The 16,137-nt window shown below is 68.4% G+C and carries 20 protein-coding genes and 2 pseudogenes; 15 read left to right on the forward strand and 7 right to left on the reverse strand.

Going from position 1 to position 16,137, the window contains the following annotated elements:
* Positions 1-33 precede the first annotated feature (33 nt).
* The 7 genes and pseudogenes from GCU53_RS19550 to mazG all read left to right on the forward strand — a co-directional run bounded on the left by GCU53_RS19550 (position 34) and on the right by mazG (position 4,642).
* On the forward strand, positions 34-1,137 hold the full coding sequence (locus GCU53_RS19550) for a class I SAM-dependent methyltransferase (protein WP_244306864.1): 1,104 nt from the start codon (positions 34-36) through the stop codon (positions 1,135-1,137).
* Positions 1,138-1,306: 169 nt separating this feature from the next.
* Entirely contained in the window at positions 1,307-1,486 is a 180-nt protein-coding gene (locus GCU53_RS26255; RefSeq protein WP_244306866.1) for a hypothetical protein, read from the forward strand.
* 88 nt (positions 1,487-1,574) lie between these two features.
* A complete protein-coding gene (locus GCU53_RS19555) occupies positions 1,575-1,883 on the forward strand; it encodes an iron transporter (RefSeq protein WP_244306868.1) in 309 nt (102 codons plus the stop codon).
* Positions 1,884-1,912: 29 nt separating this feature from the next.
* Positions 1,913-2,572, forward strand: a pseudogene (locus GCU53_RS26600) (PepSY-associated TM helix domain-containing protein); the annotation flags it as partial.
* Positions 2,573-2,645: 73 nt separating this feature from the next.
* Positions 2,646-2,882, forward strand: a pseudogene (locus GCU53_RS26605) (PepSY-associated TM helix domain-containing protein); the annotation flags it as partial.
* A gap of 496 nt (positions 2,883-3,378) precedes the next feature.
* Entirely contained in the window at positions 3,379-3,735 is a 357-nt protein-coding gene (locus tag GCU53_RS19565; RefSeq protein ID WP_152389084.1) for a DUF3325 domain-containing protein, read from the forward strand.
* Positions 3,736-3,808: 73 nt separating this feature from the next.
* A complete protein-coding gene (gene mazG, locus GCU53_RS19570; protein ID WP_152389085.1) occupies positions 3,809-4,642 on the forward strand; it encodes a nucleoside triphosphate pyrophosphohydrolase in 834 nt (277 codons plus the stop codon).
* An 8-nt stretch (positions 4,643-4,650) separates the two neighbouring features.
* On the opposite strand, the gene GCU53_RS19575 is transcribed toward mazG, so the two are convergent.
* Positions 4,651-5,583 carry an aspartyl/asparaginyl beta-hydroxylase domain-containing protein gene (locus GCU53_RS19575; protein WP_244306873.1) on the reverse strand — a complete coding sequence of 311 codons (933 nt, stop codon included), beginning with the start codon at positions 5,581-5,583 and terminating at the stop codon, positions 4,651-4,653.
* A gap of 316 nt (positions 5,584-5,899) precedes the next feature.
* Here GCU53_RS19575 and GCU53_RS19580 point away from each other — a divergent pair, with 316 nt between their 5' ends.
* Positions 5,900-6,439: a DUF2058 domain-containing protein gene (locus tag GCU53_RS19580; RefSeq protein WP_152389087.1), complete on the forward strand. Its 540-nt coding sequence runs from the start codon at positions 5,900-5,902 to the stop codon at positions 6,437-6,439.
* 55 nt (positions 6,440-6,494) lie between these two features.
* On the opposite strand, the gene GCU53_RS19585 is transcribed toward GCU53_RS19580, so the two are convergent.
* The 3 genes from GCU53_RS19585 to purM are packed head-to-tail and all read right to left on the reverse strand — an operon-like array spanning position 6,495 to position 8,927.
* Positions 6,495-7,211 (reverse strand): DUF3108 domain-containing protein, encoded by a 717-nt coding sequence (locus GCU53_RS19585; RefSeq protein WP_152389088.1) that lies wholly within the window; start codon positions 7,209-7,211, stop codon positions 6,495-6,497.
* Positions 7,212-7,224: 13 nt separating this feature from the next.
* Positions 7,225-7,872 carry a phosphoribosylglycinamide formyltransferase gene (gene purN / locus GCU53_RS19590; RefSeq protein ID WP_152389089.1) on the reverse strand — a complete coding sequence of 216 codons (648 nt, stop codon included), beginning with the start codon at positions 7,870-7,872 and terminating at the stop codon, positions 7,225-7,227.
* Positions 7,872-8,927 (reverse strand): phosphoribosylformylglycinamidine cyclo-ligase, encoded by a 1,056-nt coding sequence (gene purM, locus GCU53_RS19595; RefSeq protein ID WP_152389090.1) that lies wholly within the window; start codon positions 8,925-8,927, stop codon positions 7,872-7,874. The genes purN and purM overlap by 1 nt, the downstream gene beginning before the upstream one ends.
* Before the next feature lie 232 nt (positions 8,928-9,159).
* Between purM and GCU53_RS19600 the strand changes: the two genes are divergently transcribed.
* The 4 genes from GCU53_RS19600 to hda are packed head-to-tail and all read left to right on the forward strand — an operon-like array spanning position 9,160 to position 12,562.
* Positions 9,160-10,164, forward strand: a complete 1,005-nt coding sequence (locus GCU53_RS19600) for a DUF2066 domain-containing protein (RefSeq protein WP_152389091.1) — start codon at positions 9,160-9,162, stop codon at positions 10,162-10,164.
* A 45-nt stretch (positions 10,165-10,209) separates the two neighbouring features.
* Positions 10,210-10,758 carry a CDP-alcohol phosphatidyltransferase family protein gene (locus GCU53_RS19605; RefSeq protein WP_152389092.1) on the forward strand — a complete coding sequence of 183 codons (549 nt, stop codon included), beginning with the start codon at positions 10,210-10,212 and terminating at the stop codon, positions 10,756-10,758.
* The gene (locus tag GCU53_RS19610) at positions 10,755-11,861 is read left to right on the forward strand and encodes an AI-2E family transporter (protein WP_152389093.1); all 1,107 of its coding nucleotides are present in this window, start codon (positions 10,755-10,757) and stop codon (positions 11,859-11,861) included. Before GCU53_RS19605 ends, GCU53_RS19610 begins: the two co-directional genes overlap by 4 nt.
* Entirely contained in the window at positions 11,858-12,562 is a 705-nt protein-coding gene (gene hda, locus GCU53_RS19615; RefSeq protein ID WP_152389094.1) for a DnaA regulatory inactivator Hda, read from the forward strand. The genes GCU53_RS19610 and hda overlap by 4 nt, the downstream gene beginning before the upstream one ends.
* Before the next feature lie 31 nt (positions 12,563-12,593).
* Here hda and GCU53_RS19620 read toward each other — a convergent pair whose 3' ends face one another.
* From GCU53_RS19620 to arsC, 3 genes are read right to left on the reverse strand one after another with little or no spacing between them, the layout of a single operon-like run.
* On the reverse strand, positions 12,594-13,004 hold the full coding sequence (locus tag GCU53_RS19620; RefSeq protein ID WP_244306874.1) for a DUF2069 domain-containing protein: 411 nt from the start codon (positions 13,002-13,004) through the stop codon (positions 12,594-12,596).
* Entirely contained in the window at positions 12,994-13,602 is a 609-nt protein-coding gene (gene wrbA / locus GCU53_RS19625) for an NAD(P)H:quinone oxidoreductase (protein ID WP_152389096.1), read from the reverse strand. The genes GCU53_RS19620 and wrbA overlap by 11 nt, the downstream gene beginning before the upstream one ends.
* The gene (gene arsC / locus GCU53_RS19630) at positions 13,599-13,952 is read right to left on the reverse strand and encodes an arsenate reductase (glutaredoxin) (RefSeq protein WP_152389097.1); all 354 of its coding nucleotides are present in this window, start codon (positions 13,950-13,952) and stop codon (positions 13,599-13,601) included. Before arsC ends, wrbA begins: the two co-directional genes overlap by 4 nt.
* Before the next feature lie 95 nt (positions 13,953-14,047).
* On the opposite strand from arsC, the gene GCU53_RS19635 reads away from it, so the two are divergent.
* From GCU53_RS19635 to GCU53_RS19645, 3 genes are all read left to right on the forward strand, one after another.
* Positions 14,048-15,274: a YihY family inner membrane protein gene (locus GCU53_RS19635; RefSeq protein WP_152389098.1), complete on the forward strand. Its 1,227-nt coding sequence runs from the start codon at positions 14,048-14,050 to the stop codon at positions 15,272-15,274.
* A 108-nt stretch (positions 15,275-15,382) separates the two neighbouring features.
* A complete protein-coding gene (locus GCU53_RS19640; protein WP_152389099.1) occupies positions 15,383-15,853 on the forward strand; it encodes a TlpA disulfide reductase family protein in 471 nt (156 codons plus the stop codon).
* A 1-nt stretch (position 15,854) separates the two neighbouring features.
* Positions 15,855-16,130 (forward strand): acylphosphatase, encoded by a 276-nt coding sequence (locus GCU53_RS19645; protein WP_152389100.1) that lies wholly within the window; start codon positions 15,855-15,857, stop codon positions 16,128-16,130.
* The last annotated feature ends 7 nt before the right edge of the window (positions 16,131-16,137 follow it).

The raw sequence follows: 16,137 nt of genomic DNA on the forward strand, positions 1-16,137 counted from the left end.
GCCACGCCGCAAGACACCGGCTACGTACTGGACGTGCCCTATCCCCATCATTTCCAGCGCGAGTCGACGCCGCTCTGGCTGTCCTTCGTCGCGACCGCGCTGGGGATCGCGGCGCCGGACATCAACCGGCCCTATTCCTGGTGCGAACTCGGCTGCGGGCAGGGGCTGGGCGCGGCGCTCAACGCTGCGGCCAACCCCCAGGGACGCTTCGTTGGCATCGACTTCAATCCGCACCACATCGCCCACGGCCGCAGCCTGGTGCAGGCCGCCGGACTGGGCAATCTCGAGTTCGTCGAGGCCGACTTCGCCTCCCTGGCCAAAACGGCCGAGGCGCAGGGCGCGCAGTACGACTTCATCGTCCTCGGCGGCGTCTATTCGTGGATCTCCGCATCCGACCGCGAGGCGCTGCACCGCTGCGTGCGCCACTGGCTCAAGCCGGGCGGCATTCTCTACCTCGGCTACATGTGCCAGCCCGGCATGGCCTTCCTGTCCGCGCTGCAGCGCTTTCTGCGTTGTCATGGCGACTGCGTGCCGGGCGACTCGGTGGTCCGGATGCAGGCCGGCCTGGGCCTGCTCGAGCGCATGGCGCAGGGCGGCGCCGGCTTCTTCCGCGAACAACCGGCGGCGGCGAGCTATCTGGCGGCGGGGCGGCGGGAAGACCCGCGACAGCTGATCCACGAGCTGCTGAACGCGCACTGGGAGTCGCTGCATGTGGCCGATGTCATCGAGGCGCTGTCCGCCTGCGGCTGCGAGTACCTGGGCAGCGCCACGCCGTTGGAGAACATCGACGCGCTGTCCCTGCCGGGCAACCTGCTGCCCCTGCTGAGCGAGCTGCGCACGTCGGCCGCACGGGAAACCTTCAAGGACCTGGTGCGCAACCAGTCCGAGCGCCGCGATCTCTACCAGCGCGGCGGGCGCCGGCTGGACGAGCAGGCGCATCGCCTGGCGCTGCTCGATCAGGTGCTGGCGGCCGTTCCGGGAGCGCCGCAGGGCGGCGGCATCGACTTCGACACCCGCATCGGCCCGGTGCCGGGACAGGCCGGCCTGTTCGGCCCCCTGCTCGAGGCCCTGGCGGCCGGCCCGTGCTCCTTCGCCGAACTGGCCCGCCTCCGGCCCTGCAGGGGCAGACCGGCCTGATCAGTCCGGCCCTGCAGATGCTCGCCTGGGCCGGGCATGTCCCTCCGCTGCTGCCGGGCAAGGTCGCCGCCGAGCGTTGCCGGAGCCTGAACCGGGTGCTCTGCGAGGGCGCCTTGCAGGGCATCCATTACGGCTGGGCTCCGCGGTGGCCGCCGACCGCCTGCAGAGGGTGGCCCTGCGGGTCCTGCTGGAATATCCGGGCATTGCCGGCCGGCTGCTGCACGAGACGGTCCGGACCCTGCTGGTGGATGCCGGCGGGGCCGGGGAGGCCGACCTGGAGCGGCGCCTCCGGGACTTCGAGGCAGCCGTGCTGCCGCACTGGCGGCAGATGGGGATGCTGGACGCATGAGCATGGGCGATGCCCGCGGGCCGTCGGGCCTTCACCAGCCGGCCATTCATATGCCGGGAGCCGGCATGCAATCTGTAAGGAGAAAAACTTGAGCCGTCGATTATCGTTGCCGCCCGCACGGCGGGCATGGCTGGACGTGGCCTTGAGGGTCACGGCAGCCGTCTTCGGGGGGTACGTCCTAACCTATGCCACCACGGCGGCGCTGGCGCGTCTTCTGCCGCTGGCGCGCTTCAATGCGGTCATGGTTGCCACCCTGCTGTCCTTCGCCCTCTATACGGGGATCGTGCTCTGGGTGTTCGCGGCTGCCTCCATGCGGCGCGTCTGGCTGGGCATCGCCCTGTCGCTGCCGCTGGCCGCCATCGGCTTCTGGCCGGCCTGGTTCGGAGGAGCCTTCTGATGGCCGGGAACAGGACGTTCCGGCAGTCCATGACCTGGCTGCATGGCTGGGCGGGACTGCTGCTCGGCTGGCTGCTGTTCGCCATCTTCCTGACCGGCACCCTGACGGTGTTCGACAAGGAGATCAGCTGGTGGATGCAGCCGGAGCTGCGCGATACGGGTGTCGACCAGCCGAAGGCCGTGCGTTTCGCCCAGCACTGGCTGGCGCGCGAGCACGGCGAGGCCGCGGTCTGGAGCATCGATCTGCCGACCGAGCGTTCGCCGGTACTGAAGGTGTCGACCGGCGAGGACCGCCATGCCGCCCGCCTGGTGCTCGATCCGGAGTCGGAGGCCCAGGTGCCGGTGCGCGACAGCGTGGGCGGCAACTTCTTCTTCCGCTTCCATTACAGCCTCCTCCTGCCGCGTACCCTGGGCATCTGGCTGGTCGGGCTGGCGGCAATGGCCATGCTGGTGGCGCTGGTCAGCGGCATCGTCATCCACCGCCACCTGTTCCGCGACTTCTTCGCCTTCCGCCCGGTCGGCAGCCGGCGCGCCTGGCTGGACGGCCACAACGCGAGCGCGGTCCTGCTGCTGCCGTTCCATCTGATGATCACCTACACCGGGCTGGTGATCTTCTTCCTGATCTACATGCCGGCGGCGCTGGATGCCCTCTACGGCGGCGATCGCATGGCCATGCAGCGCGAGGCGTCGCCCGGCGCCCCCTGCCGAACTGCTGCCGCTGGAGTCGTTCATCGCCCCGGCGGAGGCGCTGTTCGGACCGGGCATGGTGGCGTCCCTGCGGGCCAGGCATCCGGGACGGACGAATGCCCGGGTCGAGGCGAGTCCCCTGCTGGGCAGCCGCATCGCCCTGACCAAAGGTGTGGTGGCAATCTTCGACGGGGTTTCCGGCAGGCTCCTGCAGGCGCAGCCGGAGACGCGTCCCAGTGCCCTGACCCAGCGGGTCATGGCCGGGCTGCATTTTGCGCAGTTCGGTGGCTATCCGATGCGCTGGCTGTATTTCCTCTGCAGCGCGGTCAGCTGCGCGATGATCGCCAGCGGCCTGGTGCTGTTCGTCATCCGCCAGCGCTTCAAGGTGGCCGAGGCGAATGCCGGACAGGGCTTCCTGCGCCTGGTCGAGTGCCTGAACGTCGGCACGCTGGCCGGCCTCATGCTGGGTTGCGTCGTGCTGCTCTGGGCCGGTCGCCTGCTGCCGGCGGATCTGGCCGGGCGTGCCGGCTGGGAGGTGCGCCTGTTCTTCGTCGTCTGGGGCCTGGCGTTCGTCCATGCCTGGTGGCGTCCGCCGATGACGGCCTGGCGCGAGCAGCTGTGGGCGGTTGTCCTGCTGTGCATGGGGCTGCCGCTGCTCGGAGGCTTCAGCGCGCTGTCCCTCGATAGGACCCGTCTGCTCCTGAGCTGTGCGTCTTCCTGGGCGGCGCCGTGCTGGGCTGGGTGGCCTGGCGGGTCGGCCGGGCGGATGCCGCCGATCGACTGTCCCGTCCGCTGCAAGGAGTCGTGCGATGCTGACCGGATTCACTGCGGGCCTGCTGCTCGCCTGCACGGGCATGCTCGGGCTCTGCCTGGGGCTCGAGCGTCACTACCGCCAGGTCTGGCAGCGGGCTCCATCGCTCTGGCTGCGGCGGACCCTGCGCGTCGCCGGCTGGCTGGCGCTGGGGCTGGCCCTCCAGGCCTGCGTTCTGGCCTGGGGCTCGGCGATGGGGCCGGTCGGCTGGTTCGGCCTGGTGTCCCTGACGGGCTTCGCCCTGGTGCTGCTGCTGCCCCATGCGCCGCGTCTGGCGCTCTGGCTGCCGGCCGGGGGCGGACTGCTTTGGGCAGTTTTCCTGGGCGCCGGTCTCTGGCGTGGCGAGCCGTTCTGATTCCCTGGCGGCAGCCGCGGCGGGATCGCGTTATGCTCGCGGCTTTCGCACCCGGACCGAACAGGGAGACTCCATGTATCGACTCGACGACCTGCTGCACCTCATGGCCCGCCTGCGCGATCCGCGGCACGGCTGTCCCTGGGACCTGCAGCAGTCCTACGCGAGCATCGTCCCGCATACCATCGAGGAGGCCTATGAAGTCGCCGACGCCATCGAGCGCGGCGACTTCGAGCACCTGCCGGGCGAGCTCGGCGACCTGCTGTTCCAGGTGGTCTACTACAGCCAGCTGGCGAGGGAGGAGGGGCGCTTCGACTTCGCCGCGGTGGTCGACGGCATCACCCGCAAGCTGATCCGCCGCCATCCCCACGTGTTTCCCGACGGCGACCTGTATGGCGCGCCGGACCAGCCGAAACTGGTCGAAGCGGCCATCCGCCAGCGCTGGGAGGAGATCAAGGCCGAGGAGCGCGCGGAGAAGGCTGCCGCACCCGAGCAGTTATCCCTGCTCGACGACGTGCCGCAGGCCCTGCCGGCGCTGTCCCGCTCGGTCAAGCTGCAGAAGCGCGCCGCGCGGGTCGGTTTCGACTGGCCGGAGGCGCTGGTGGTGGTGGACAAGCTGCGCGAGGAGCTGGACGAGCTGCTGGAGGCGATGAGCGGCAACGATCCGCAGGCCATTGCCGACGAGCTCGGTGATGTGCTGTTCGCCGCGACCAACCTGGCGCGGCATCTCGCGGTCGATCCGGAGGCCGCCTTGCGTGGTGCCAACGGCAGGTTCGAATGGCGTTTCCGCTTCATCGAGCAGGCCCTGCGCGCCGACGGTCGCAGCCCCGAGGGCTGCACCCTGGACGAGCTGGAAGCCCTGTGGGCCGAGGCCAAGCGTGCCGAGCGCGGCGAGCCGGGCTGCGCCTGAGGGAGCCTTCAGTCGGTGAGCCAGAGATACAGCAAGGCCATCAGCAGGGCGGCGAGGAGCGGGCGCAGCGCCCGATAGGCCTTGGGGTGACGGCGCTTCAGCGTCCGGACCCGTCCGCCCAGGGCATCGCCGAGGCGCTTGAAGCCGCCGTAGGCGCGGTTGATCGCGCCGACCCGTTCTCCCGCGACGTTCTGTGGTGCGGTGGCCCGGCCCAGGACGCCGCTGATCCAGCGGTTGAACTGGCGCAGCGGCGTCGGCAGCGGCCGTTCGACATCGCAGAACAGGATCAGGCGCGACTGGTCGGTATCGTTCAGCACCCAGTGCACGTAGGTTTCGTCGAACATCACGTCCTCGCCGTCGCGCCAGGAATAGGGCTCGCCGTCGACATGGATGCGACAGGCGTCGGAATTCGGCGTGGCCAGCCCCAGGTGGTAGCGCAGCGAGCCGGCGAAGGGGTCTCGGTGCGGGTTGAGGTGGCTGCGGGCCGGCAGCATGGCGAACATCGCCCCCTTCACCGAAGGGGCCCGGGCCAGCAGCTCGAGCGTCCTGGGACACAGCCGGCGGGCCGAGGGCAATTCGCCCTCGGTGTACCAGGTCAGGTAGAAGCGCTTCCAGCCCTTCTTGAAGAAGCTGCCGAAGCCGGCCTCGTTGTCGTTGAGGGCAGCGCGGATGTAGCCCTCGTCGAACAGCGCCAGGGCCTCGTCGCGGATGGTCTGCCAGTTGTCGCGCAGCAGGTCCAGCTCGGGGAAGTCGCGGCGCTCGACGTAGGGGCGTGAGGGGATTCGGGAGCAGAGCTGCATCAGGGCGTTGTACGGCATGAACAGCGCCGAGTAGTTGACCATCTGGCGCAGCAGGGGCAGGCGGGCGCGGCCGCGAAAGTGCACGAAGAGGACGCTGGCGAGAAAGGTGCCCAGCAGCGAGACCTTGAAAAAAAGTGGCATTGCCCGGTTCCGTCGAGAATGCTGCGAAGTGTTGAACTGTATAGTCATCGCCCGAAGGCTGCCAGTGAGGGTGCCGTTGGCCATTCCGGGCTTGCACTCCGGGCCGTCAGACCGGAGGATTGACTCCCGGTAGCCCGTCTGGCCGATACGGTCGTCCGACGGAGTCCGGGCTTGAATCAATCGGTCAGCCGTGCAGGCATTGGGCGGCAGGCTGCGGGAAGCGCCAGTCCAGCCATTCCCGGGCCTGCCCGTGTCGCCGAAGTTCGCCCCTGAAAACGAACGCCCGCAGCGGCGGGCTGTTGGAAGATTTCTTACGATGAGCATGTCATTGCGCGACCAGCTGCTGAAAGCCGGGCTGGTCAACGAGAAGCAGGCCAAGCAGGCCGGCAAGCAGAAGCAGAAGCAGGAGCGCCTGGAGCGCAAGGGTCAGGTCGAGAAGGACGATTCGCAGCGCCAGGCGGCGCTCCAGGCCCAGGCCGAGAAGCTCGCCCGCGATCAGGAACTGAACCGCCAGCAGCAGGAAAAAGCCGAGCAGAAGGCGCGGGCCGCGCAGGTCAAGCAGCTGATCGAGGTCTCCCGCCTGCCCAAGCTGAACACCGACGACTACTACAACTTCGTCGACGACAAGAAGGTCAAGCGCCTGCCGGTGAATGCCATGATGCGCGACAAGCTCAGTCGCGGCTCGCTGGGCATCGTCCGCCACGGCGGCGGCTATGAAGTGTTGCCGCGTGAGGCGGCGCTGAAGATCCAGGAGCGCGATCCACGCCGGGTGGTGCTCCTCAACACCCCGACCGAGGCTCCGGACGAGGACGATCCGTATGCCGCCTACCAGATCCCCGACGATCTGATGTGGTAAGGCTGCAGAAACGACAAAGCCGGCGCAAGGCCGGCTTTGCTGTGGAGTGCTGGACTCAGTCGAGCCGGCCTTTCACCGGGCGGCCGTCGACCGTGCCTTCCTTGAGCATGATCTGATACTCCTTGCCATCCTTCTCCACCTGGTGCAGGCGCACCAGCAGATAGTCCCAGTCCTTGGCGAGCCAGAACACGGTCTTGCGGTCGCTCTGGGTGGGGTCGCGCACGCGCTCGACCTTGATCGCCTCGATCACCCCCACGCGGGTACGCACGTTCTCGTTGCCCAGCACCCGGAAGTCGTAGGTTTCGATCTCGTCGCCGTCGAGCACCTGATAGCTCATGCTCTTCTTGCCCTCGGCGACTTCCTTCTGCAGCACCAACTGGTAGAGGGACTTGTCCAGCAGGCCGCGGTTCAGCGGCAGGTTCACGGCCTTGCCGCGGTCGCTGCCCTGGACCTTCTTGGCCTTCCAATCGAAGTCGTGCTCGACTTCCTTGCCCTTGCCCATCCCGCTGCGCTCGTAGCGGTAGGCGAGCGGCACCAGGCGGCCGTTCTCGACGGTGAAGGTGCTTTGCTCGGACAGGCTGGCGACCAGCATGCCGGCCTTGAACTCGTACTCCCAGCGCGTGCCGTCCAGCTGCTTCAGGGTGCGCTCGGCGGAGCCGCTGATCGGCATCTGTTTCCAGTCGGCGGTATAGCTGGCGAAGAACGGCTTCAGCTCGAAGGCATAGGTCGGTACCGCGAGCAAGGCAAGGGCGAACAACAGGGCACCACGCATAACGTCTCCTATCCTAGGTTCGAATGAGATAGCCGGTGGCCGGCAGTTTTTCTCCATCCAGCAGGGCGCCTTCCGGGGCCAGCCGCAGGCGGCCCTCGGCGAACCAGCGCACGGCTTGCGGGTAGATCCGATGTTCCTGCAGGTACACGCGCAGCGCCAGGCTTTCCTCGGTGTCTCCTGGCTGCACCGGGACCACCGCCTGGATGACCAGGGGGCCGCCGTCGAGCTCCTCGGTGACGAAATGCACGCTGCAGCCGTGCTCGCTGTCCAGGGCCTCCAGGGCGCGGCGATGGGTGTGCAGGCCCTTGTGGCGGGGCAGCAGGGACGGGTGGATGTTCAGCAGGCGGCCTTCGTAGTGGCGGACGAAGGCCGGGGTGAGAATGCGCATGAAGCCGGCGAGGATCACCAGATCGGGCTGGAAGACGTCGATCGCCTCCATCAGCGCAGCGTCGAAGGCCTCGCGGCCTTCGTAGGCCCGGTGATCGAGCACCTGGGTGGCGACGCCGGCCTTCTTCGCCCGGGTCAGGCCGTAGGCATCGGCGCGGTTGGAGAGCACCGCGCGGATCTGCAGCGGGTTGCCGTCTCCCTGGCTGTCGATCAGCGCCTGCAGGTTGCTGCCGGAGCCGGAGATCAGCACCACCGCATTGCAGGGGCCGGCCATCAGTGCGCCTTCAGGTTGTTCAGCAGAACGCGCTCGGCACCCTCGCCCTCGGCGATGCTGCCGATCAGCCAGGGCTGTTCGCCCGCCTCGCGCAGCACGGCGAGGGCCTGCTCGACCTTGTCCCGGGCGACGCAGACGACCATGCCGACGCCGCAATTGAGCACGCGGTGCATCTCGCGCTCGTCGACGTTGCCTTTCTCCTGCAGCCAGTCGAACACCGCCGGGCGGGTCCAACTGGCCACGTCGATCAGCGCCCGGGTGCCCTGCGGCAGCACGCGCGGGATGTTCTCGGTGAGGCCGCCGCCGGTGATGTGGGCCATGGCCTTGACCGCGCCGGTTTCCTTGATGAGCTTGAGCAGCGGCTTGACGTAGATGCGCGTCGGCGCCATCAGCAGATCGGCCAGCGGCTGGCCGTCCAGGGCGGTGCCGGCCACGTCGGTGCCGTTCACCTCGAGGATCTTGCGGATCAGCGAGTAGCCGTTGGAGTGCGGACCGGAGGAGGGCAGGGCGATCAGTGCGTCGCCGGCGACGACCTTCGCGCCGTCGATGATCTCACTCTTCTCCACCACGCCGACGCAGAAGCCGGCCAGGTCATAGTCCTCGCCCTCGTACATGCCGGGCATCTCGGCGGTCTCGCCGCCGACCAGTGCGCAGCCTGCCATCTCGCAGCCTTCGCCGATGCCGGTGACCACGCGGGCGGCGACGTCGACGTTGAGCTTGCCGGTAGCGTAGTAGTCGAGGAAGAACAGCGGCTCGGCACCGCATACCACCAGGTCGTTGACGCACATGGCCACCAGGTCGATGCCGATGCTGTCGTGTTTGCCGAGGTTCATCGCCAGGCGCAGCTTGGTGCCGACGCCGTCGGTGCCGGAGACCAGTACCGGCTGCTTGTAGCCGGCCGGGATTTCGAACAGGGCGCCGAAGCCGCCCAGGCCGCCCATCACCTCAGGGCGCGCGGTGCGCCTGGCCACGCCCTTGATGCGTTCGACCAGTGCTTCACCAGCGTCGATGTCGACACCGGCGTCCTTATAGCTCAGGGAGGGTTGCTTGCTCATGGATCAGGCCTTCAGGGAAATTCGGGATTCGACCGGGGCTGAGGGTCGGTCTGCAGGACAGGCGATTCTATCAGGCTTGTCCGGTAGCGACCACCGAGCGCCCCGCCGCCAGCGCAGCGGGCTCTGGCATGCGGCCTGCAGGTCCGGTGCTCGCGGTTGCCGGGGGATCGGCGGCTGTTTAAGGTATACGCCCATTCGCAGTCCCCTGCGCCGTCACCTCGAGATTTTTGTCATGCGCCCGATCGTCCGTCCGCTCCTGCTTTGCCTGTCGCTGTTCAGCCTGCCTGCTCTCGCCGAGCAGCTCGCCGGCCTCTATCAGGTCCGCGAGCCGGTCTCCAGCCAGCAGCCGGCGGCGCGCGACCAGGCCCTGCAGCGGGCTCTCGACGCTCTGCTGGTGCGCCTGACCGGCGATCCCCAAGTGCTGCAGAACCCCGCGCTGGCCGCCGTGCGCCAGGATCCGCAGCAACTGATCCTCAAATATGGCTACGAAGGGCAGACACTGGTGGTCGATTTCGACCCGGCCACCACCCAGAGCCAGCTGCGCCAGGCCGGTCTGCCGCTGTGGGGGGCCAACCGGCCCAGTCTGCTGGTCTGGTGGCTGAACGAGGTCGACGGCAGCGCCCAACTGGTCGGCGACGGCCAGGACAGCGCGCCGCCGCTACGCGCCGCCGCCCAGTACCGCGGGCTGCCGCTGCGCCTGCCGATGGCCGATCTCGACGAACAACTGGTCGCCACCCCGGAGAACCTGGCCGGCGGCACGGGACTGCAGGAGGTGTCCGGACGCTACGGAGCCAATGCCATGCTCACCGTGCGCGCCCGCCAGGAGGGCGGCAAGTGGCTGGCGCAGTGGCGTCTGGCGGCCGATGGCGGTCAGGCGGAGGGGGTTGCCGAGGCAGCGGAAAGCACCGCCCTGGCCGATGCCGTGATGCTGGCGGCGAGCGAGCGGCTGGCCGAGCGCTTCATGGGCAAGCAGGAGGCGACCGAGCGTCTGGTCCTGCAGGTCGCGGGCGCCAACCTGGCCCGCTACGCCGAGCTGGAGCGCACCCTGGAGCCCTTCGGCGCCCGCCTGCGCCGTGTCGAGGGCGACCGGCTGGTCTATCAACTCGAGTCCACGGTTGCCCAGGTGCGCTCTCAGATGGCCTTGATCGGTCTGCGCGAGGAGGGGGCTGCAGGCCCGGCGGCCGGTCAGGCGCCGATGGTGCAGCCGCGCGAAACGACCCTGAGCTTCCACTGGTGACCCCGGCGCGAGGTTGAAGGGGCGAAGCAGCGGCCGGAGCCGTCCATGCATCACTTGCCCAATCTGCTGACTCTGCTGCGTTTTCTGCTGGTGCCGCCGGTCGCCTGGCTGATCCTCGCCGGGGCCTACGGCGAGGCTCTGCTGGTGTTCGTCCTGGCCGGCTCGAGCGATGCCTTGGACGGTTTTCTCGCCCGACGCTTCGGCTGGGGCAGCCGGCTCGGGGCCCTGCTCGATCCGCTGGCGGACAAGCTGCTGCTCATCCTCAGCTTCGTCTGCCTGGGGCTGGTGGGGCTCATCCCCCCGTGGCTGGTGCTGGTGGTGCTGGCGAGGGACGTGCTGATCGTCGTCGGCGCCCTCTGCTACCGCTGGCGGGTCGGCTTCCTGGAAGTCAGTCCGAGCCGGCTGGGCAAGCTGTCCACTTTCCTGCAGACCATCCTGGTCGCTACGGTGCTGCTGCAGGCGAGCCTGCTGCCGGCCGTCGCCGCGCTGCGCCTGCCGCTGATCTGGCTGGTGCTGCTGGGCAGCCTGGCCAGCGCCGTCGACTATGTGCGGGAATGGACCGACAAGTATCGCAGGCACAAGGATTCCACATGACCGATTCAAACCGCTGGCTCTGGCTGGCCGTGCTGTTTCTCGCCGGCTGGCTGATCTATCTGCTGATGCCGATTCTTTCGCCCTTCCTGGTCGGCATACTGCTGGCTTACCTGGGCGATCCCTTGGTGGATCGTCTGGAGGCGCGCGGGCTGTCGCGGACCTGGGGGGTGATTGCCGTATTTGCCCTGTTCGGTCTGCTGATCCTGCTGATCCTGCTGTTCCTGCTGCCGATGCTGGGCCGCCAACTGGTCTACCTGTACCAGCTGGCGCCCCTGATGCTCGACTGGCTGCAGCGGGAGGCCCTGCCGTGGGTCCAGGTGAAGCTGGGGCTGGCCCAGGGGTTCTGGCATCTGGACCAGCTCAAGGCGATGTTCGTGGAGCAGTTGGGCAAGACCACCGATATCGTCAGCCAGCTGCTCAGCCAGGCCTCTGCCTCCGGCCTGGCCCTGCTCGCCTGGCTGGGCAATCTGCTGCTGGTGCCGGTGGTGAGCTTCTATCTGCTGCGCGACTGGGACATCCTGGTGGCCAAGTTGCGCACCCTGCTGCCGCGGCGGCGGGAAGGCATGGTGGTGGGGCTGATCGGCGAGTGCCATGAGGTGCTCGGCGCCTTCCTGCGCGGACAGATGCTGGTAATGTTGGCGCTCGGTATCGTCTATGCGCTGGGGCTGATGCTGATCGGCCTCGATCTGGGGCTGCTGATCGGCCTGCTCGCCGGGCTGGCGAGCATCGTGCCCTACATGGGCTTCGTGGTCGGCATTGGCGCTGCGCTCGTCGCCGCGCTGTTCCAGTTCGGCGGCGATCTGTACCCTCTGATCGGTGTGGTGGTGGTGTTCACCGTCGGCCAACTGCTCGAGGGCATGCTGCTGACCCCGTTGCTGGTCGGCGACCGGATCGGCCTGCACCCGGTGGCGGTGATCTTCGCCGTCCTCGCCGGCGGCCAGCTGTTCGGCTTCACCGGCGTGCTGCTGGCCTTGCCGGTCGCCGCGGTGATCATGGTCCTGCTGCGTCATGTCCACGATTTATATAAACTTTCCGACCTTTACGGAGAGTCCAGCTACGGAGACTCCAGCGGCGGCTCCGTAGAGCCGCCCGGGCCGACATGAAACCGATCCAGCTGCCCCTCGGGGTGCGTCTGCGCGACGACGCCACCTTCGCCAACTTCTATCCCGGCGCCAACGCGGCGGCGCTCGGCTATGCCGAACGACTCTGCGAGCCCGATGCCGGCTGGACCGAGAGCCTGATCTACCTGTGGGGGGCCGAGGGCGTCGGGCGCAGCCATCTGCTGCAGGCCGCCTGCATCCGCTTCGAGCAGCGCCGCGAGCTGGCGATCTACCTGCCGCTGGCCGACGTGGCGGACTACGGTCCGGCGCTGCTGGACAACCTGGAGCAGAGCGAACTGGTCTGTCTGGACGATCTGGAGGCGATCGCCGGGCGAGCCGACTGGGAGGAGGCGCTGTTCCACCTGTTCAACCGCCTGCGCGATTGCGGTCGTCGTCTGCTGCTGTCGGCTTCGGTGCCGCCGCGCGAACTGCCGATCAAGCTGCCGGACCTGAAGTCGCGCCTGACCCTGGCGCTGGTCTTCCAGCTCCAGGGCCTGTCCGACGAGGACAAGCTGCGCGCCCTGCAGCTGCGCGCCTCGCGGCGCGGCCTGCACCTCACCGACGAGGTCGGGCGCTTCATCCTCACCCGCGGCTCGCGCAGCATGGCGGCGCTGTTCGAGCTGCTCGACAAGCTGGATCAGGCCTCGCTGCAGGCCCAGCGCAGGTTGACCATTCCCTTCCTCAAGGAAACCCTCGGCTGGTAAGGCCGGCCTTGGGGCCATACCCGGGCGGTCGCTATTCGCCCGCCAGCTTGCGGTCGTACTGGAAGCGCCAGCGGGTATAGAGCAGGGCGGTACAGAACAGGGCCAGGCTGAACAGGGCCTCCAGCCAGCCGAACAGCTGGCGCGCCGGGTCGATCGCGGCCGTCACTCCCTGGATGAAGTACAGGTTCACCACGAAGCAGGTCCAGGCATGGGCGCGCGCACTGCCGAGCAACAGGCCCGGGGCGAGCAATGCCAGGGGCAGCAGCTGGATGCCGATGACCACCCAGGGACGGGCGCCGTGCAGGTCGGCAAAGCCCAGGTTCCACACCGCCAGCAGGCCGGTCAGGCCGAGGAAGCAGGCGAGGGTGAGGGTGCGGCTGAGCTTCAGGCGCGGGGCCAGCCATTTCAGGCTGGGCAGCGGTTTCGCCCTTCTAGCTGCCACGGCCGCTCTCCAGGCTGCGGGCCGTCTCCGCCAGGCGCCGGCCGAGGGCGCGGCAGAGAGCGGTTTCGTGCTCGTCGAGGGGGCGCTTGCCGTCGCCGCCGGCATGGTGGCTGGCGCCGTAGGGGGTGCCGCCGCCCTGGGTCTCGAGCAGCGCCGCCTCGCTGTAGGGCAGGCCGCAGACCAGCATGCCGTGGTGCAGCAGAGGCAGCATCATCGACAGCAGGGTGGTTTCCTGGCCGCCGTGCAGGCTGGCGGTGGAGGTGAACACGGCAGCCGGCTTGCCGACCAGTTCGCCGGTCAGCCACAGGCCACTGGTGCCGTCGAGGAAGTATTTCAGCGGAGCGGCCATGTTGCCGAAGCGGGTCGGGCTGCCGAGCGCCAGTCCGGCACAGTGGCGCAGATCGTCCAGACTGGCGTAGAGGGCCCCCTCGGCGGGAATGGTCGGCGCCACGGCTTCGCATTCGGTGGATACCGCCGGCACCGTGCGCAGACGCGCCTCGAGCCCGCCGAGTTCGACGCCGCGGGCGATCTGCCGGGCCATTTCGGCGGTCGCGCCGTGGCGGCTGTAATACAGCACCAGGATGTAGGACGCGCTCATGGCAGGAGCTCCAGGATCTTCTCCGGCGGCCGACCGATCACGGCGCGGTCGCCGGCCACCAGGATCGGCCGCTCGATCAGCCGGGGGTGGGCGGCCATGGCCGCGATCAGCTGGGCCTCGTCCAGCGCGGGATCGGCCAGGTTCAGCGTCTTGTATTCCTCCTCGCCGATGCGCAGCAGCTGGCGGGCCGGAATGCCGAGCTTGCCGAGCAATGCCCCGAGCTCTGCGGCGCTGGGCGGGGTTTCCAGGTAGCGCACCAGCTTCGGCTGCAGGCCGCGGGCCTCGAGCAGTTCCAGCGCACCGCGGGACTTGGAGCAGCGCGGATTGTGATAGAGCGTCAGATCGGTCATGGGCAGATCGCATCCAGCGGGGTGGGGCCGCTATTCTAACCACCCCGGCGCATGGGGGAACCCTGTGCCCGTCATCGCTTACATAAGGTAAGGGCATGCGTCAACGCTTCGTCGATACCCTGGATTTCTGGCGCTATCTGTTCGAGCGCTTTCTGGCCGACCACGGCCCGAAGAGTGCAGCGGCGTTGACCTATACCACGCTATTCGCGGTGGTGCCGATCATGACCCTGATCTTCGTCGTGCTGTCGGTCATTCCGGAGTTCCAGGGCATAGGCGAGCAGATCCAGGGCTTCATCTTCCGCAACTTCGTGCCCTCCAGCGGCGCCGTGCTGCAGGATTACCTGAGGACCTTCATCGAGCAGGCGCGGCATCTGACCTGGCTCGGCGTCGGGGTGCTGATGGTCACCGCGCTGCTCATGCTGATGACCGTCGAGCACACCTTCAACACCATCTGGCGGGTACGCCAGCCGCGCCGCGGCCTGTCCAGCTTCCTGCTCCACTGGGCCATCCTCAGCCTGGGGCCGCTGCTGCTGGGCACCGGGTTCGCCCTGAGCACCTACATCACTTCCCTGTCGCTGATCTCCGACCCTTATGCCTTGGCGGGGGCGAGAATGCTGTTGAAGGTCATGCCTTTGATGTTCAGTACGGCGGCCTTCACCCTGCTCTATGCGGCGGTGCCCAACACCTCGGTGCCGCTGCGCCATGCGCTGCTGGGCGGGCTGTTCGCCGCCGTGCTGTTCGAGGCGGCCAAGGGGCTGTTCGGTCTCTATGTCGCTTTGTTCCCCACCTATCAGCTGATCTACGGGGCCTTCGCTGCCGTGCCGCTGTTCCTGCTATGGATGTATCTGAGCTGGATGATCGTGCTGCTGGGCGCCGAGCTGGTCTGCAACCTGTCCGCGTCCCGGGGCTGGCGGCGCAATCCGCTGCCGCGTCTGCTGGTGCTGCTTGGTGTGCTGCGGGTGTTCCACCAGCGCCAGCAGTCCGGCCATGCCGTCCGCCAGTCCGACGTGCAGCGTGCCGGCTGGGCGCTGCCCGATTCGGTCTGGGACGAGATTGTCGATTTTCTCGAACGGGAGCAGCTGGTCTACCGTACCAGCGATGGCGGCTGGGTGCTCTGCCGGGACCTGAACCGCTACAGCCTGGAGTCTCTGCTGAGTCGCTCGCCCTGGCCGCTGCCGCATCTCGATCAGCTTCCCGAGGCTCTCGACGAGCCCTGGTTCCCGGCCCTGCGCAGCGCCCTGGAGCGGCTCCAGCGGGAGCGCGCGGCATTGTTCGGCGACAGCCTGGCCCATTGGCTGCAGCCACCCCTGCCGGAGCCCTGAACGGTCGTTCGGGCGGGGCCGGTTATATTTGTGGGAGAGGCCCGCCTGCCGGCGACGTTGTCTTCGGCAAGCGGTTTGCCGGTCATGAGTCATTGCGGAGGGAGCCTTATGGGAAGGCGAATGGGGATGGTCCTGGCGCTGGCCGCCGGGCTGGCGCTGGCCGGTTGCAGCGAGGATTGGGGCGTCGACCAGCATGGGCGTCCGGTCACTGCGGAACAGCTGGAAGGGCAGTGGCTGGTGATCAACTACTGGGCGGAATGGTGCTCGCCCTGCCGCAGAGAGATCGCCCAGCTGAACACCCTGGACAAGCAGTACCGGGGGCGCGGCGTGCGCGTCGTGGGGGTGAACTTCGATGGTTTGCAGGGAGCCGAGCTGGCGCGTGCCAGCGAGGCGCTGGGCATTCGCTTCGGCGTGCTGGCGCAGGATCCGGCCGAGCGTCTGCAGCTGCCGCCGGGCGAGGTGCTGCCGGTCACCTATATCGTCGATGCCCAGGGGCGTCTGCGCGAGCGGCTGCTCGGCGAGCAGACGGCGGCCGGCCTGACGGCACGGCTGCAGGCGCTGCGCGGGGAGGGCTCCTGAGATGGCGCGTATCGGCTTGCGCGCCCTGGTCAGCGGCAGGGTGCAAGGCGTGTATTACCGGCAGAGCACGGCGCTGCAGGCCGAGCGCCTGGCGCTGGTCGGCTGGGTGCGGAATCTTGCCGACGGGCGGGTCGAGGCCTGGGTCGAGGGCGAGGAGGCTGCGGTGCGCGAGCTGACCGAATGGCTTTGGCGGGGGCCCGAATATGCCCGGGTCGAGAAGGTGGAGCTGGAGGAGGTCGCCCTGCAGGGCTTCGCGGCATTTCGCGTGCGGCGCTGAGCGGGGC

The sequence above is a fragment of the Azotobacter salinestris genome (assembly GCF_009363155.1).
GTDB lineage: Bacteria > Pseudomonadota > Gammaproteobacteria > Pseudomonadales > Pseudomonadaceae > Azotobacter > Azotobacter salinestris.

Coding starts and splice junctions, on each gene's coding strand:
- GCU53_RS19565 (WP_152389084.1), top strand. CDS start 3,379: ATGCTGACCGGATTCACTGCGGGCCTGCTGCTCGCCTGCACGGGCATG.
- mazG (WP_152389085.1), top strand. CDS start 3,809: ATGTATCGACTCGACGACCTGCTGCACCTCATGGCCCGCCTGCGCGAT.
- GCU53_RS19575 (WP_244306873.1), bottom strand. CDS start 5,583: ATGCCACTTTTTTTCAAGGTCTCGCTGCTGGGCACCTTTCTCGCCAGC.
- GCU53_RS19580 (WP_152389087.1), top strand. CDS start 5,900: ATGAGCATGTCATTGCGCGACCAGCTGCTGAAAGCCGGGCTGGTCAAC.
- GCU53_RS19585 (WP_152389088.1), bottom strand. CDS start 7,211: ATGCGTGGTGCCCTGTTGTTCGCCCTTGCCTTGCTCGCGGTACCGACC.
- purN (WP_152389089.1), bottom strand. CDS start 7,872: ATGGCCGGCCCCTGCAATGCGGTGGTGCTGATCTCCGGCTCCGGCAGC.
- purM (WP_152389090.1), bottom strand. CDS start 8,927: ATGAGCAAGCAACCCTCCCTGAGCTATAAGGACGCCGGTGTCGACATC.
- GCU53_RS19600 (WP_152389091.1), top strand. CDS start 9,160: ATGCGCCCGATCGTCCGTCCGCTCCTGCTTTGCCTGTCGCTGTTCAGC.
- GCU53_RS19605 (WP_152389092.1), top strand. CDS start 10,210: ATGCATCACTTGCCCAATCTGCTGACTCTGCTGCGTTTTCTGCTGGTG.
- GCU53_RS19610 (WP_152389093.1), top strand. CDS start 10,755: ATGACCGATTCAAACCGCTGGCTCTGGCTGGCCGTGCTGTTTCTCGCC.
- hda (WP_152389094.1), top strand. CDS start 11,858: ATGAAACCGATCCAGCTGCCCCTCGGGGTGCGTCTGCGCGACGACGCC.
- wrbA (WP_152389096.1), bottom strand. CDS start 13,602: ATGAGCGCGTCCTACATCCTGGTGCTGTATTACAGCCGCCACGGCGCG.
- arsC (WP_152389097.1), bottom strand. CDS start 13,952: ATGACCGATCTGACGCTCTATCACAATCCGCGCTGCTCCAAGTCCCGC.
- GCU53_RS19635 (WP_152389098.1), top strand. CDS start 14,048: ATGCGTCAACGCTTCGTCGATACCCTGGATTTCTGGCGCTATCTGTTC.
- GCU53_RS19640 (WP_152389099.1), top strand. CDS start 15,383: ATGGGAAGGCGAATGGGGATGGTCCTGGCGCTGGCCGCCGGGCTGGCG.
- GCU53_RS19645 (WP_152389100.1), top strand. CDS start 15,855: ATGGCGCGTATCGGCTTGCGCGCCCTGGTCAGCGGCAGGGTGCAAGGC.